At 78.0% G+C, this 14,967-nt stretch carries 12 protein-coding genes; 4 read left to right on the top strand and 8 right to left on the bottom strand.

Annotated elements, in window-relative coordinates; genetic code table 11:
- Positions 1-99 precede the first annotated feature (99 nt).
- From LUW75_RS22800 to LUW75_RS22790, 3 genes are all read right to left on the bottom strand, one after another.
- Entirely contained in the window at positions 100-762 is a 663-nt protein-coding gene (locus LUW75_RS22800) for a ribonuclease H family protein (RefSeq protein ID WP_250337278.1), read from the bottom strand.
- 76 nt (positions 763-838) lie between these two features.
- Positions 839-1,498: a restriction endonuclease gene (locus LUW75_RS22795; RefSeq protein WP_250337277.1), complete on the bottom strand. Its 660-nt coding sequence runs from the start codon at positions 1,496-1,498 to the stop codon at positions 839-841.
- 437 nt (positions 1,499-1,935) lie between these two features.
- Positions 1,936-2,898 (bottom strand): helix-turn-helix transcriptional regulator, encoded by a 963-nt coding sequence (locus LUW75_RS22790; RefSeq protein WP_250337276.1) that lies wholly within the window; start codon positions 2,896-2,898, stop codon positions 1,936-1,938.
- A 99-nt stretch (positions 2,899-2,997) separates the two neighbouring features.
- Here LUW75_RS22790 and LUW75_RS22785 point away from each other — a divergent pair, with 99 nt between their 5' ends.
- Entirely contained in the window at positions 2,998-3,543 is a 546-nt protein-coding gene (locus tag LUW75_RS22785) for a DinB family protein (protein ID WP_250337275.1), read from the top strand.
- Between the two features lie 946 nt (positions 3,544-4,489).
- Here LUW75_RS22785 and LUW75_RS22780 read toward each other — a convergent pair.
- Together LUW75_RS22780 and LUW75_RS22775 are read right to left on the bottom strand one after the other, a co-directional pair.
- Entirely contained in the window at positions 4,490-5,908 is a 1,419-nt protein-coding gene (locus LUW75_RS22780) for a DEAD/DEAH box helicase (RefSeq protein WP_250337274.1), read from the bottom strand.
- A 352-nt stretch (positions 5,909-6,260) separates the two neighbouring features.
- On the bottom strand, positions 6,261-7,133 hold the full coding sequence (locus LUW75_RS22775) for a universal stress protein (protein ID WP_250337273.1): 873 nt from the start codon (positions 7,131-7,133) through the stop codon (positions 6,261-6,263).
- A gap of 254 nt (positions 7,134-7,387) precedes the next feature.
- Between LUW75_RS22775 and LUW75_RS22770 the strand changes: the two genes are divergently transcribed.
- The gene (locus LUW75_RS22770) at positions 7,388-8,251 is read left to right on the top strand and encodes a universal stress protein (protein WP_250337272.1); all 864 of its coding nucleotides are present in this window, start codon (positions 7,388-7,390) and stop codon (positions 8,249-8,251) included.
- A 665-nt stretch (positions 8,252-8,916) separates the two neighbouring features.
- On the opposite strand, the gene LUW75_RS22765 is transcribed toward LUW75_RS22770, so the two are convergent.
- Positions 8,917-9,621 carry a response regulator gene (locus LUW75_RS22765; protein WP_250337271.1) on the bottom strand — a complete coding sequence of 235 codons (705 nt, stop codon included), beginning with the start codon at positions 9,619-9,621 and terminating at the stop codon, positions 8,917-8,919.
- Positions 9,622-9,983: 362 nt separating this feature from the next.
- On the opposite strand from LUW75_RS22765, the gene LUW75_RS22760 reads away from it, so the two are divergent.
- A complete protein-coding gene (locus LUW75_RS22760; RefSeq protein WP_250337270.1) occupies positions 9,984-10,310 on the top strand; it encodes an STAS domain-containing protein in 327 nt (108 codons plus the stop codon).
- Between the two features lie 132 nt (positions 10,311-10,442).
- Entirely contained in the window at positions 10,443-10,907 is a 465-nt protein-coding gene (locus LUW75_RS22755; RefSeq protein WP_250337269.1) for a pyridoxamine 5'-phosphate oxidase family protein, read from the top strand.
- A gap of 188 nt (positions 10,908-11,095) precedes the next feature.
- On the opposite strand, the gene LUW75_RS22750 is transcribed toward LUW75_RS22755, so the two are convergent.
- Both LUW75_RS22750 and lnt read right to left on the bottom strand, forming a co-directional pair.
- Positions 11,096-12,820: a sensor histidine kinase gene (locus tag LUW75_RS22750; RefSeq protein ID WP_462933774.1), complete on the bottom strand. Its 1,725-nt coding sequence runs from the start codon at positions 12,818-12,820 to the stop codon at positions 11,096-11,098.
- A gap of 505 nt (positions 12,821-13,325) precedes the next feature.
- Positions 13,326-14,951, bottom strand: a complete 1,626-nt coding sequence (gene lnt, locus LUW75_RS22745) for an apolipoprotein N-acyltransferase (protein ID WP_250337268.1) — start codon at positions 14,949-14,951, stop codon at positions 13,326-13,328.
- Positions 14,952-14,967 lie beyond the last annotated feature (16 nt).

The following is a 14,967-nucleotide window of genomic DNA, read 5'->3' as shown; positions in this document are numbered from 1 at the left end:
CGCCGCCCGCAAACGGTTTCCCGTGGCGGCCCCGCGGTGCGGTCCCCGCCGTCGCGGGGCCGTGCGGGCCCGCCCGTCCTCCGGCCGGGGCACGGCGTCTCAGGACGCCGTCGCGCACGCCGGGTGGCCCCAGCCGGTGTCGTTCCTCGCGATCGTCTCGCCCTTCGCGTACGGGTTTCCGCAGCGGCACCGGCCGGGGAACTTGGCCCGCACCGTGCCCCGGGAGGCGGTCGCGGCGCGGGGCCGGCGGGGGGTCCGCGGGCGTTCGCGGGTGTCGGGGGCCGGCGGTTCCGAGCCGGCGGCCGAGCCCGCGGGACGCTGGGTGACGGCCGCCCGGCCGGCGGCCGCGTCGGCGGCGGCGTTCAGGGGGTCGCCGTCGACCCGGTGGGCCGGGGTGTGGACGAACCGCACGTCCCGGCCGGTCAGCAGGGTGTCGATGGCCACGACCAGGTCCCGGTTGGCCACCGGCGAGCCGGACGCGGTCTTCCAGCCCTTGCGGCGCCAGCCCGGCAGCCAGGTCGTGACGGCCTTCATCGCGTACTGGGAGTCCATGCGCACCTCCAGCGGGACCGCCGGGTCGGTGGCCTCCAGCAGCCGCAGCAGGGCGGTCAGTTCGGCGACGTTGTTGGTGGCCCGGCCCAGCGGGCCGGCCTCCCAGGAGGCCACCCCGCCGTCCGTGCCGGCGATGACCCACGCCCAGGCCGCCGGCCCGGGATTGCCCTTGCACGCCCCGTCACACGCGGCGATGATCCGTTCCGTCATTGTCCCGATCCTGCCATGCCGCCCGCCCGGCCCGGCCGCCGCCCGCACGGCCCCCCGCGAGCCCTCCGCACCCGGGTCAGGGGGCGGCGGGCGGGGCGGGCTCCCAGGGCGGGGGCGTGCGGCCGTCCGTCCAGGCCGCGAGCGCGTCGCCGTCGACGCAGACGATGCCGAGTGCGGCGGCGTACTCGGCGGCCGGCGCGGTGAAACCGCTGGTCGTCACCACGACGGCGATCTCCGCCCCGTGGACGGCGAAGCAGGTGCCGCCGAAGCGCTGGAGGTCCTGGGAGCCCACGAGGTGGTCGGCGGCGTACTGCTTGCACTGCACGACCAGCCTCCGCCCGTCCGGGGTGGTCGCCACCACGTCGGCGCCGAGGTCGCCGGGGCCGCCGGAGACCTCGGTGCGGGTGCAGCCGTCGCGTACGCAGAGGGCTGCGACCGTGTGCTCGAAGCCCTGCGGGTCCACCTGCCCGTGGTCGACGGCGTCGCCGTCCAGCACGGGTACGGGCGCGGCGCCGCCGGCTCCGGGCGGGATGCCGAGCGGTGGGGCGGTTCCGGGTGCGCCGCCGCCCGGGGGCTCCGCCCGTCGCGTTCCCCGGGTGCCCGCGCGGCGTGCCACCGCGGCGAGGGCCGCGACGGCGAGGACCAGCGCCACCGGGCCGAAGGCCCCGTGCGGGCCGCCCCACGCCGTCCGCACCAGCAGCACCAGGCCGCCCGCGACGGCCCCGACCAGTCCCACGGCGAGTACCACGTCCCGCCACCCGGCGCCCCCGCGCCTTCCGTCCACCCGTCCCGTCACCGCCACGTACGACCCCCTCCACCGGCGCACACCACCGCCCGTCTGCCCCGCATCCCGCCCCCGAACCTCCCGCCCCCGCCCGCGGGAAGCTCCGGGCGCGGGTCGGCGGCGCCGCCCCGGCGGGGCCACCGCCGCCCGGGTGGCCGCCCGGGTGGCGGGAGGCCCGCGGAGTCGTGCGGGCCGGAGGCGCTCCGGCGGGGACCCGCGGGCCGGATGCCGTGCCCGCGGGGGATCCACCCGCGGGTCCACCCCGGACCCGCGGTGCTGCCGCGGGCGGTTCGAGGAGCCCGGTGCGGCCCGGTTCCCCGGACCCGCCGGCGACGGGACCGTCCGCGCCGCCCGCCTCCGGCAGCAGGAGCGGCACGGCGGCCGGGCCGTCAGCCCCGTACCGCCCGGTCGAACCGGGCCGCCCAGTCGCGGAGCCGGTCGACCAGTTCGGCCGGTTCGAGCACGCGGAACTCGGCCCCGAGGGAGCCCAGGGCCAGGATCGGCCAGTCCAGGGAGTCGGTGGTCATGCCGACCCGGCAGTGTTCGGCGTCCACCTCCTCGACCGTGCCCCACCGCCCGATCCGTTGCCGTACGGTCGCGGCCGGGGCGTACACCAGGGCCGTCACCCGGTACGGGCGGGGCAGGCCGCCGATCCCGGCGCGGACGAACGCGGCGGCGTCGGCGGCGGGCAGGGCGCGCGGGCGGAACGGAGTGCCGGTGCCCTCCGGGACGGTGAGCCGGTCGACCCGGAAGCTGCGCCAGTCGTGCCGGGCGAGGTCGTACGCGACCAGGTACCAGCGGTGCGCGAGGCGGACCAGCCGGTGCGGCTCGACCCACCGGTCGGTGCGGCGGCCGTCGGCGGCGGTGTAGCCGAAGCGCAGCTGTTCGCTGTCCCGGCAGGCCAGTGCGAGTGCGGTGAGCACGCCCGGGTCGACGCCCGCCCGGGCCGGGCTGCCCCAGCCGGCGGGTACGGTCATCGCGCGCAGCGCCTCGACCCGGCGGCGCAGCCGGGTGGGCATCACCTGCACCACCTTGGCCAGTACCCGTATCGAGGACTCGGCGATGCCCTCCACCGCGCCCTCCGCGGCGGTGTGCAACCCGACGGCCAGGGCGACCGCCTCGTCGTCGTCGATCACCAGCGGCGGCAGCGCGGCGCCCGCGGCGAGCTGGTAGCCGCCGTCGACGCCGCGCTGCGCCTCCACCGGGTAGCCGAGCTCGCGCAGCCGGTCGACGTCCCGGCGCAGGGTGCGGACCGAGACACCGAGCCGGTCGGCCAGTTCGGCGCCGGGCCAGTAGCGATGGGTCTGCAGGAGGGACAGCAGTCGCAGCGTCCGGGTGCCGGTGTTCGCCATGGCTCCGATCCTCCCGGAATTCAGGACGGGAACTGACCGCTATGGACCCTACCGTCGTCGTAGACCGAGGAACACGGAAACAACCGGAGGCGGAAGACCATGACCGAGACCCTGAACCCGGGCGAGTCGGCGGCCCTCACCGGCGAGCGCGCCGACCTGCTGCAGACGCTGGACCTGCACCGGGGGTTCCTGCGCTTCACCACCCAGGGCCTCACCGACGAGCAGGCCGGGTTGCGGACCACCGTCAGCGCGCTGTGCCTGGGCGGCCTGATCAAGCACGTGGCCGCGATGGAGCGGCTCTGGGTGGACTTCATCGTGGACGGCCCGTCGGTCATGCCCGACTTCACCGCCATGGCCGAGACCGACCTCGCCGAGCGGGCCGAGGAGTTCCGGTTGCTGCCCGGCGAGACGCTGGCCGGCGTGCTGGCCGATTACGCGGCGGTGGCCCGGCGGACCGACGAGCTGATCGCCGCCCTGCCCGACCTGGACGCGGCCCGGCCGCTGCCGGAGGCGCCGTGGTTCGCACCCGGCACGCGCTGGTCGGCCCGCCGGGTGCTGCTGCACGTCATCGCCGAGACCGCGCAGCACGCCGGGCACGCCGACATCATCCGCGAGTCCCTGGACGGCGCCAAGACCATGGGGTGAACGGGGCGCGCGGGAGCCGTCCACCACTCGGGGGCGGGTCCCGCACCCCCGGCGGCCGCCCACGCCGACGGGGGCCGCGCGACCGCTCCGGTGGGCCGAACCGCGGTGACCGGCCCGGTGCCGTTACCGGGCGGCGTGCTCCGCCGCCGTGGACGGACGGCGGTCCCGGCAGTTCGTCGAGGCGGCCCGCGATCAGGCTCCCGGCCCGGACGACGGCGAGGGGGCCGCCCGCCGGGCGGCCTCCCGGCCGGCCACGTACCAGGCCGAGGAGGTCGTCGCCGCCCGGCAGGTGCCGTGGGACCCGAGGACGAACCCCTGCACCGCTCCCCTGTGGGCCGCTGCCCACGTGGTCGGCGGGGGGCCGACGACGGCTTCGGCTGCTTCCGCGGCTGGTCGATCGCGCGGGGACGCGAGCCTCCGAGCGGGCGGTCGCCGGCCCCGACGCCCCGGCGGAACTGCCCGTCGTACGCGCGTCAGCGGCCGACGGAGTCGACCTCGAGCGCGAGGGGACGCTGGGCACCGTCTGGGACGCGCACCTCACGGCGGCCGGCCGGCAGCTCCCCGACCACGCGTTCACCATCCGGTGTCCGAAGCTGGACCCGACCCGGGACCTCGACTTCGACGACCGCGGCGAAACGGCCCGCCGGCTGCCCGGCTCGGCGGCCCTCCACCCGGCGTAGGCAGAAGCCCGCGGTCACAGGGCGAGGTCGGCCGTGGGGAGGGCGGCTCCCGGCCCTCACCGCCCGTCACGCCCTCGGGGCGTGAACACGTCTCCGGCGACGGACCCGCGGCGCCGCGGCATGCGGCCCCCCGGCCCCGAGGCCGGGGGGCGGCCCACCGCCGCGGGGCCGTCGGGCCCGCCCCGCGGCGCGGTTCCGGACCCGGCGGCGGGCGCGGTGTACCGGACGGCGGGAAGGCGGGTCCCGGCGTTCGGCGCCGTCCGGCGTCAGCGGCCCCTGCGCACCCGGGCCGCCGCGCGGGCCTCCGCCGTCCTGCGGGCCTCGGCGGTCCTGCGGGACTCCTTCGCGGGGCAGCCCGGGCGGGTGCCGAGGCCGCGGAAGGGGGCGTTGCCGGCTGCGGTCCCCGTCCCGGCGGGCGGGCGCTTCGCCCCGGTGACGGCGGTCAGCCCCTCCTCGCCGGAACGCACCCGGGTGACGGCCGGCCGGATCCCGGCGTCGGCGATCATCCGGTTCACGTCGCGCCGCTGGCCGGGGGTGACCAGGGTGACCACCTTCCCGGACCCGCCCGCGCGCCCCGTGCGCCCGCCGCGGTGCAGGTAGTCCTTGGCGTCGGCCGGCGGGTCGACGTTGACGACGAGGTCGAGCGCGTCGACGTGGACGCCCCGCGCCGCCACGTCGGTGGCCACCAGCACCGTGGTCGCGCCCTCCTTGAACCGGGCGAGCGCGTGGGCGCGCTGCGGCTGCGACTTGCCGCTGTGCAGGGCGGCGGCCGACACGCCGCAGGCCCGCAGGTGGCGGGTGAACCGGTCCACGCCCGCCCTGGTGTCCAGGAACATCAGCACCCTGCCGTCCCGCGCGGCGATCTCGGTCGCGGTCGCGTACTTGTCGGCGGCGTGGACGTTCAGCACGTGGTGCTCCACCGCGGCCGCCGGGCCCGCCTCCCGGTCCACCGAGACGGACAGCGGGTCGTGCAGCCAGTCCCGCACCAGCCCGTCGACGGCGCCGTCGAGCGTGGCCGAGAACAGCAGCCGCTGCCCGTCGGGGCGGACCCGGCCCAGGACCTCCGAGACCTGCGGCAGGAATCCCAGGTCGCACATCCGGTCCGCCTCGTCCAGCACGGTGATCCGCACCCGGTCCAGGTGGCAGTCCCGACGCGACACGAGGTCGGTCAGCCGGCCCGGCGTCGCGACGACCACGTCGGCGCCGGCCCGCAGCGACGCGGCCTGCCGGCCGACCGGCAGACCGCCGACCACCGTCGCCAGCCGTACGCCCAGTACCCGCGCGTACGGCTCCAGCGCCTCGGTCACCTGCTGCGCGAGTTCCCGGGTCGGCACCAGCACCAGGGCGAGCGGCCGCTTCGGCTCCGCCCGCGCACCGGCCGTCCGGACGAGCAGCGCGAGTCCGAAGGCGAGCGTCTTGCCGGAGCCGGTCCGCGCGCGGCCGAGGACGTCGCGCCCGGCCAGCGCGCCGGGCAGGGCCGCCGCCTGGATCGGGAAGGGCTCCCTCACCCCGAGCTCGGCCATCCTGTGCGTCAGCTCCGGCGGCAGCCCGAGCGCCTCGAAGGTCTCGGCCGGGGGGCGGCCCGGGGGCGCCGCTGCCGGCGCCGGGGGCTGGCCGAGCGGCGCTCCCGCCCGCCGCGGGCCGCTCGCGCGGGAGGGTACGGGGGCCGGCGGCTTCGCGTTCATGGGGAACCCTTCTCGGTCTGGCGCCCGGAACGCGCCGGGGCCCGTACCGATCGGTACGGGCCCCGGCGGTGTCGAAGCGCGCCCCCATGCTACCAGCGGCTCCCGGGCGTCCGGCCGGTCCCGGCGGGCGCCCGGCAGTGTCCGCCGGGACCCGTCGGAGCGGACAGGGCGTGCACGCGGCCCCGGCCCCGTACACGCCCGTCCCTCCTCCCTCCCCGGCGGATCCGCGACGAGCCGTCCACCGCGGCGTGCTCGCCGGTGCCCCGGCCGCCGGGCCTCGGTCGCCGGGCCGTCCGGGCAGCGCCGAAGGACCCGCGGGAGGGTGCGCGCGGCGCGGGGCGCCGGCGGACGGTCAGTCGTGCGGCACGACCGCGACGGGCGCCAGGCAGTGGTGCAGGACGCCGTGGGTGACGGCCCCGATGTGGGCGCCGATCCGCCCGCGCCGGTTCCTGCGGCCCACCACGACCAGCCGGGCGTCGTGCGAGGCCTCCACGAGGTCCTGCGCCGGCCGGCCCCGGCGGCACTCGGGGACGGCGGGGACGTCCGGGTACTTCTCCCTCCAGGGGGCCAGCGCCTCGTCGAGCGCCCGGCGAGAGTCCCGCGCGACCTCCTCCGTGAACAGCGGCAGGGCGCCGCCCATGTCGGGTCCGTAGGCCGTCGGAACGGCCCAGCTGTGCAGGACCCGCAGTCCGCAGCCGTACCGGTCGGCCGCGGCGAAGCCGAAGGCGAGCACCTCGCCGGCCGGCCGGGAGACGTCCAGGCCGACCACGACCTCCCCGGCCGGGCCGTCCGCCCCGGGCTCCGGGTGGTCGTGCGGGCGGACGAGGACGACGGGGCGCCGCGCGCGGGCGACGACGGCCAGCGAGACGGACCCGGCCAGGAAACCGGCCAGGGTGCCCAGGCCCCGGGAGCCCAGCACCAGCGGTTCCGACTCGTCGCCGGCGGTGCCCAGCACCTCGACCGGGTCGCCGCAGACCCATTCCGGCTCGACGGCGAGGTCCGGGTGGCGCCGGCGCAGCCGCCTCTCCGCCGTACCGAGCGTCCGCTCGCCCCAGCCACGTGCCGTCGCCGGGTCGACGAAACGCGTGCGCGGGTCGTCGTCGCCGTTCCACACCTGGAGCAGTCGCAGCGGCACCGCGCGGCGCAGCGCCTCCTCGGCGGCCCAGTCGACGGCGGCGAGGCTCTCGCGGGATCCGTCGAGGCCGGCGGTGACGGTCTGGGACATGGCGGGGCTCCTCGGGAGACGGGGACGGGGTTCGCCTCCCACAGTGCCCGGCCGGTACGGCGCGCGCAGGGGGCCACAGGTCCCTGCCGGGGGGACGGGCGGCCCGCGCGGCGCACGGGACCGCCTCGCGGCCGAACGGCCGGGAAACGGGGCCGACCGGCCCTCGGCGGGTGCCCCGGGGACCGCCCATGCTGGAGGGGAGGAGAGAGGCGGCCGGAGCGGCCGTCCCCGTCGAACCGTACGGAGGCACCCCCATGACCCGCGCCATCACCGTAGGAGTGGACGGATCCGCGGAGAGCCTGGCCGCGGCCGACTGGGCGGCGGGCGAGGCCGCACTGCGCGGGCTGCCGCTGCGCATCGTGCACGCCTGGCTCTGGCAGCCGCTGGACGTGCCCCTGGTGCAGGAGAGGGAGACGCGGTCCCGCTCGGCCGAGGCCGTGGCGCAGGAGGCCCGGACGCGCGTCGCCGGCGAGTACCCGGACCTCCCCCTCACCTCCGAGGTGGTGCAGGACACGGCGGTCGCCGCCCTGCTGGCGGAGGCCGAGGGCGCGGAGATGCTGGTGCTCGGTTCGCGAGGGTACGGGGCGCTCGCCGGCTTCCTCCTCGGCTCGTACGGGCAGCAGGTGATCGCCGCCGCGACCCGGCCGGTGGTGTCGGTGCGCGACCGGGACGGCCGGGCGCCGGGCGGCGAGGTCGTCGTGGGCCAGCAGGGCACTGTGGAGGAGAGCGACGCGGTGCTCGGCTTCGCCTTCGAGGCGGCCGCCGCGCGCGGCGCGGCCGTGCGGGCGGTACGGGCCTGGACCCTGCCGGCGCTCTACGCCTACAGCCCCGGCTCGGCGTACCTCGCCACCGCGGCGGGAGGGCTGGAGCCGTTCGAGAGGAAGGCGCTGCACGAGGCGCTCGCGCCGTGGCGCGAGCGGTTTCCCGAGGTGCCGGTGGTCGAGCACGTCGAGGCCGGCAGTGCGGGACAGGTGCTGCTGTCGGCCCTGTCGGACGCCCGGCTGCTCGTGGTCGGCCGCAGGGCGCGGCGGGGACCCGTGGGCACCCGTATCGGGTCGGTCGCCCACGCCGCGCTGCACCACGCGGACTGCCCCGTCGCGGTCGTGCCGCACGACTGACGCGCGGCGCGGACCGGACGGGCCGCACCCGGCACGGGCCGGGCCCCGTGCGCGGTGGACCCGCGGGAACGGGCGGAGCCCGGCGGGGCGGGGACGGCCGGGGAGCGGAAGCGGCTCGGGGACGCGGCCGACCCGAGGGCCGGGGACACCCCGAGCGGACGGGCCCGGGGTCCGCCCCCGGACCCGGCCCGGGGTCCGCCCCCGGGGCGCCGAGCCCGTAAGGGGGCGGCCTCCCGTCAGGGGACAGCGCTCCCGTACGGGGTGCGGGCCCGTACGGCACCGGCGCCCGATACCGGATGCGGCGCGGCCCCGTACGGGACGCGGACGGACCGCGACCGTCGGGGGGCGCGACGGCCGCCGGAAGGGCACCCCCTCGTGGGACGGACCGGCGGCGGCCGTCAGAGAGCACGACATCCGCCGGAAGGGCACCCCGCAGGGGGCGGATGGACGGCAGCCGTCACAGGGGCCGCGTCGACCGCCGGGGGGACGTCCCGTACGGGGTGCGGACGGCGCGACGGCCGGCAGGGGCCGCTTCGGCCGTCGCCGGAACGTCCCGTGCGGGACCTGGACGGACGGCGGCTCCCGTCCGATCTCCTCGGGGACGCCGTACGGGAGCCGCCGCACCGGTGCGGGCCCGTCTGTCGACGCGTACGCGCCGGCCCCGCTCAGCCGCGCGGGCCGCCCCGGTCGTCCCGGGCGGCCAGGGCCCGGGTGGCGATGACGGCGGCCTGTACGCGGCGCTCCACGCCCAGCTTGGCCAGCAGCCGGGAGATGTTGTTCTTCACCGTCTTCTCCGCCAGGTAGAGCCGCCTGCCGATCTCCCGGTTGGTCAGCCCCTCCCCCACCAGGGCGAGGATCTCCCGCTCCCGCTCCGTCAGGCCGGGCAGGCCCTGCGGCTCCTCCCGCCGGGGAGCCTCGCCGCGCAGCCGGGCCATCACCCGCGCCGTGGCGCCGGGGTCCAGCATGGACCGGCCGGAGGCGACCGTGCGCACGGCGTTGACCAGGTCGGTCCCGGTGATCTGCTTGAGCACGTAGCCGGAAGCGCCGGCCATGATCGCGTCGAGCAGGGCCTCCTCGTCGTCGAACGAGGTCAGCATCAGGCACGCCAGGTCGGGCATGCGGGAGCGCAGCTCCCGGCACACGCTCACGCCGTCCCCGTCCGGCAGGCGCACGTCGAGGACGGCGACCCGGGGGCGCAGGGCGGGGATCCGCACGAGCGCCTGCTCGGCCGTGCCGGCCTCGCCCACCACGGTCAGGTCGGGTTCGGCGTCCAGCAGGTCGTGCACGCCGCGGCGCACCACCTCGTGGTCGTCGAGGAGGAAGACCCCGATCGGTTCCTTTCCCGTGAGGCCGCCGCTGCCGTCCGTCATCGCACACTCCGTGTTCGCCGTGTTCTCCGCCGCAGGCGGATCCGCCTGCATCGTGCCGTGCGGGCGCTTCCCCGACCAGGGCCGGACGGCCCTCGCCGGCCGTCGCGCCGCGGCATGCCGGTGCCCGGCGCGGCGGGCGCCATGCGGTCGGTGTGGCCTGGGACCCGCGGGCGGGGGAAACGCCGCGCGGCGCCCGGCCCCCGCGCCCGCGCGGCGCAGGGCCCCGTCGGGGAGGGACCTTCGGCCCTGCCGGCGGGGCCCGCCGGACCTACCGCCCCCCGGCGTTCCGCGGTGGACTTCACCCGCCGGCACGGCCGGGGCCGACCACCCCGGGCACCCTCGTACGGAGAAAGGCCGCCGTCATGACGACGCCTCCGATCAGCCTGACCGCGACCGCCCTGGGCCCGGGGACGGTGGCCGTCGCCCTGGCCGGGGAACTCGACCTCCACGCCGCCGAGCGCATCGAGCCGGCGTTGGCCCGCCTCACCGGCGACGCGGAGCGCGAACTGCTGCTCGACCTCGCCGATGTCACCTTCTGCGACAGCTCCGGCGTCGCCCTCCTGCTCCGCGTGCACCGGCGCTGCGCGGCGGCCGGGGCGCGCATGAGGCTGTGCCGCGTCCAGCCGCTCCCCGCCCGCGTGTTCCGCGCCCTGGGCGTGGACCGTGCCGTGCCGTACTCGTTCGCCTGACCGCCGCGGGCCGGATTCCGGCCATGGCTCACAGGTCCGTTCGGCCCTACCGCGGCGGTGGGCGCCGGGGGACGCTGGCGGGGCACCGGGCGGCCCGGGACCCGGGCCGGAATGGAGCGGAAGGTGGGCGTGATGAAGGACCGGACCACGCACGGGGCGGCGGACGGCCGCCGTGAGGCGGTGGCGCCCCGCCGTACGGCACGCTTCGGCCGTGCGGAGGCCCTGCGGCTGCTCGGCACCGTCTCGCTGGGGCGCATCGTCTTCACGCAGCAGGCCCTGCCCGCCGTCCGCCCGGTCAACCACCTCATAGACGGGGAGGACGTCATCGTCCAACTGCACGACGGTGCGACGCTCGCGTCCCTCGTGACGCCCGCGAACACGGCGGGTGTCGTCGTGGCCTACGAGGCGGACGCCATCGATCCCGAGACCCACACCGGCTGGAGCGTGATGGTCACCGGTTACGCCCACCGGGTCACCGACGAACGTGAACTCGCGCGCTTCACCGCCCGCCTGCGCCCCTGGACGGAACATCCGGCGGTGAACGCCGCGCTGCGCATCCGGCCGGACCTGGTGACGGGCCTGCGGCTCACCGCGTAGTGGCCGGCGGGCGCCCGGTCCCCGGGCCCACGCCGCGTCGGGAGCCCCTCCCACCGCGGTCGCCCGGGCGCCCCGGTGCCGGTGGCGCGGGAGGCCCGGGCACGCGCCCCGACGCGGTCCGACCGCGCCGTTCCCCGAACCGGGCACCCCGCCTCCCGGGCCGGGCGCCGGGGCGGCGCCGCCCGCGGTCACCCGTCGCGGCCGGGGGCGAGCGGCGCCCGCCACACGAGCCGGCTGCCGCCCCCGTCCGGGCGCTCGATGCTCAGGGTTCCGCCCACGTCGCGGGCCCGCTCCTCGAGGTTGCCCAGGCCGCTGCGCCTGCCGTCGGCGGGGATCCCCCTGCCGTCGTCCGTCACGGTGAGGACGACCTCGTCGAAGGTGGCCTGCAGGGCGACCTCGACCCGGGTGGCGTGCGCGTGGCGGGCGGCGTTGCTCAGGGCCTCCGTGAGGGCCGCCATGACGTGATCGGCCACCTGCGGCGGTACGTCCGTGTCGAGCAAGCCCTCCATGCTCAGGCGGGGCGGGAACCCGAGCATCGCCGCCGTCTCGCCCACCGTGCGGGCCGCCCGCGCCCGCAGGCTCGGCCCCGTCTCCTCCTCCCGGGCGCGCAGGCCGAAGATCGTGGAGCGGATGATCTTGATGGTCTCGTCGAGGTCCCCCACGGCGCGGGACACGCGTTCGGCGGCGCCCTCGTGCCGGACGAGCCGGGCGGCGCTCTGCAGGGTCATGCCGGTCGCGAAGAGCCGCTGGATGGCGAGGTCGTGCAGGTCCCTGGCGATGCGGTCGCGGTCCTCCAGGAGCGCGAGCTGCTCGGCGTCGCTGCGGCGCTCGGCCAGCTCCAGGGCGAGGGCGGCCTGCCCGGCGAAGGCCAGGAGCGGTTCCAGCTCCCCCTCGGTGAAGACGGCCTCGCCCTGCTGCCGGGCCAGCAGCAGGACGCCCCGGGTGTCCTTGGCGGCGGTGCCCAGGGGGACGGCGACCGCCGGGCCCAGGCCGTCGAAGCGGCGGGGGCCGGCGGTGTAGCGGTCGTCCTGCCCGAGGCCGGCCGTCGTCACCGGCGCACCCGCCTGGTAGGCGCCGCCGGACAGGGTGCCCTCGACCGGGACCACCAGGCCGCAGCGGGTGTCGTCGTCCGCGCCGGTGGCCAGCTCGACGACGAGGTCGTCCGTCCCGGCGACGGGTACGGAGACGTCGGCGAGCGCCGCCCCGGTGATCTCCCGGGCGCGGCGGGCGATGAGCTCCAGGACCTCCAGGCGCGGGCTGCCGGAGAGGAGGCTGTGGGTGATCTCCGCGTTCGCCTGCAGCCACCGCTGCTGGCGCTGCGACGCCTCGTACAGCCGCGCGTTGTCGATGGCGACGCCGGCGGCGACGGACAGGGTGGAGATCACCGACTCGTCCTCGGCGTCGAACTCCTGCTCGCCGCGCTTGTCGGTCAGGTAGAGGTTGCCGAAAACCTCGTCGCGCACCCGGATGGGGACGCCCAGGAACGTGCGCATCGGCGGGTGGTGGGCGGGGAAGCCGTACGAGGCCCGGTGCGCGCCGAGGTCGGTGAGCCGCAGCGGCTCGGGGTTGTGGATGAGCTCGCCCAGGAGGCCGTGCCCGGCGGGCAGGGGGCCGATCCTGGCGATCTCCTCCTCCGCCAGCCCGACGGTGAGGAACTGCGAGAGGGTCCGCCCGTCGGGGCCGATCACGCCCAGGGCCGCGTACTCCGCGTCGACCAGGAACGCGGCGGCCTCGACGATCCGCCGCAGCACCTGGGAGAGGTCCAGCTCGCGGCCCACCGAGACGACGGCCTCCAGGAGGCTGTGCACGCGGTCCCGGGTGCCTCGGACCGCGTTGATGCGCGACTCGAGTTCCTCCAGCAGCTCGTCGAGCCGCATCTGAGGCATCCGCGACAGCGGCTCCCCCACGCCCACGTGGTACTCCTCCGTCGATCACCTGCTCTACTCCCCCAGCCTATCGGCCGGTTGGGCGGCCCGGTGATCGGGCGGGGGCGCCCTCCCCTCCCGGCCAGGACGTCCTCCGGCGTCCCTCCAAGACCCTCCGCGGCCTGTCCGAACGTGTGGGCCCGCGGCCGCCGCTCCGCCCCGCCGAGGCGCCCCTGCCGGTCCGCGCGCTCCCCGGTACGGGGCGAGGACCCCTGTGCCCGCCACCGGCCGGACCGCCGCACCCCGCGCGTACGGACGCCTCCGCCGGACCGCCCGTCCGGTGCGGGCCGCGGCGCGCGGGCCGCGTGCCCCGGCCGGGGCCGGACGGGTGTGCCCGGGGCTCTCGTGCCGCCGCGGACGCCGTTCGGTCCGGCCGGTGGCGGCCGGACGGCCCGCCGCACGGATCCGGCCGGTTGTCACCCACGGCGGCGCCGGGTCGCGCCGGCGCCGCGGTGGGGAGGGCGGGTCCGGCGGGGCGCGTGCGGCACCGCCCCTACCGGCGGCCGCGCACCGCCGCGGCGTTCCCGCCCCGCCGCGCGCGCACGGCGAGGGCCGCCGCCCGGCCGAGGCCGCCGAGCGCGACGGCGGCGAGCCCGGCCTCGGGCAGGACGCCCGCGCGGGTCGCCGGGGTGAGCGAGGAGCGCAGCGGCACCTCCGCGACCAGGGCGTCCGGGGTGAACGGCCTCGACTCCCGGACGATCCGCCCGTCCGGGAGGATGATCGCGCTGACGCCGCTGGTGACCGGCACGACGACGGTGCGGCTGTGCTCGACGGCCCGCACGCGGTCCATGGCGAGCTGCTGGTAGGTCATCTCGCTGCGCCCGAAGGTGGCGTTGTTGCTGGGCACGGAGATCAGCCGGGCCCCGTGCGCGACGGTGTCGCGGACCTCCCGGTCGAACGCCGCCTCGTAGCAGGTCGCCAGGCCGACGCGGGTTCCGGCCAGGTCGAAGACGCCGACGGCGTCGCCGGGCCCGAAGTCCCGGCTGACCCGGTCGGCGTCCTTGTCGAAGAGCCGCACGACGGACCGCATCGGGATGTACTCGCCGAACGGCTGGAGGTGCCGCTTGTCGTACGTGGCGACGGGGCCCCGGTCCGGCTCCCACTGCACGAGCGTGTTGCGCAGGGGGCCGGTCTCCGGGGTGAGGACGGTGCCCACGACCGTCGGGACGCCGACGGCGCGGACGGCGCGGTCGATGACGGCGCGTGCGTCGGGGTTGCGGTACGGGTCGAGGTCGGAGGAGTTCTCCGGCCACAGGACGAAGTCGGGCTTCGGTGCCCGGCCCGCGGCGACGTCGGCGGCGAGTCGCTCGGTGCGGCGCGCGTGGTTGTCGAGGACGGCTCGGCGCTGGGCGTTGAAGTCCAGGCCGAGGCGCGGCACGTTGCCCTGGATCGCGGCGACCGTGGCGGTGCCGTCCTCGGCGTCGGTGGAGACCAGCGGCAGGGCGGCGGCCGCACCGGCGACGGGTGCCAGGACGGAGAGGACGGCGGCGGCGAGCGGCCCGCGCCGCGGGGTGCCGGTCGCGCGGCGCGCCGGGCCGAGCCGCACCGCCTCGTACAGACCGAAGCCGCACAGGACGACGGCGAAGCCGAGGACGGGGGTGCCGCCCACGGCGGCCAGCGGCAGGAACACCCCGTCCGCCTGCCCGAAGGCGACCTTGCCCCAGGGGAAGCCGCCGAACGGGACCCGCGCGCGCACCGCCTCGCCGAGGACCCACACGGCGGCGGCGAACAGCGGCCAGGCGGGCAGCCGCGACACGGCGGCGACGCCGAGGCAGGCGGCGGCGACGAAGAGCGACTCGAGGGCGGCCAGCGCCAGCCACGGCACCGGGCCGACCTCCTCCCCGGTCCACACCAGCAGCGGCAGCAGGAACCCGAGGCCGGTGAGGAGGCCGAGGCCGAAGCCGGCCCGCGGGCGGCGTCCGCGCAGCGCCCAGCCGAGCAGGGCGAACGCGGGGAGCGCGAGCCACCACAGGGGGCGGGGCGGGAAGCTCAGGTAGAGGACGGCCCCGGAGAGCGCGGCCGCGGCGGGCCTCGCCGCCCGGTGGAGCGCCCGCCGTCCGCGCGCCCCCTCCGGTCCGGCGGGTCCGGGTACGGCGAGGGGGGTCATGGTGGCGCTCACCAGGCGGAGTCTACGG

The sequence above is a fragment of the Streptomyces sp. MRC013 genome (genome assembly GCF_023614235.1).
GTDB lineage: Bacteria > Actinomycetota > Actinomycetes > Streptomycetales > Streptomycetaceae > Streptomyces.
The sequence above is the reverse complement of the archived record's forward strand: the minus strand, read 5'-3'. Positions and strand labels throughout refer to the sequence as shown.

Coding starts and splice junctions, on each gene's coding strand:
- LUW75_RS22800 (WP_250337278.1), bottom strand. CDS start 762: ATGACGGAACGGATCATCGCCGCGTGTGACGGGGCGTGCAAGGGCAAT.
- LUW75_RS22790 (WP_250337276.1), bottom strand. CDS start 2,898: ATGGCGAACACCGGCACCCGGACGCTGCGACTGCTGTCCCTCCTGCAG.
- LUW75_RS22785 (WP_250337275.1), top strand. CDS start 2,998: ATGACCGAGACCCTGAACCCGGGCGAGTCGGCGGCCCTCACCGGCGAG.
- LUW75_RS22780 (WP_250337274.1), bottom strand. CDS start 5,908: ATGAACGCGAAGCCGCCGGCCCCCGTACCCTCCCGCGCGAGCGGCCCG.
- LUW75_RS22775 (WP_250337273.1), bottom strand. CDS start 7,133: ATGTCCCAGACCGTCACCGCCGGCCTCGACGGATCCCGCGAGAGCCTC.
- LUW75_RS22770 (WP_250337272.1), top strand. CDS start 7,388: ATGACCCGCGCCATCACCGTAGGAGTGGACGGATCCGCGGAGAGCCTG.
- LUW75_RS22765 (WP_250337271.1), bottom strand. CDS start 9,621: ATGACGGACGGCAGCGGCGGCCTCACGGGAAAGGAACCGATCGGGGTC.
- LUW75_RS22760 (WP_250337270.1), top strand. CDS start 9,984: ATGACGACGCCTCCGATCAGCCTGACCGCGACCGCCCTGGGCCCGGGG.
- LUW75_RS22755 (WP_250337269.1), top strand. CDS start 10,443: ATGAAGGACCGGACCACGCACGGGGCGGCGGACGGCCGCCGTGAGGCG.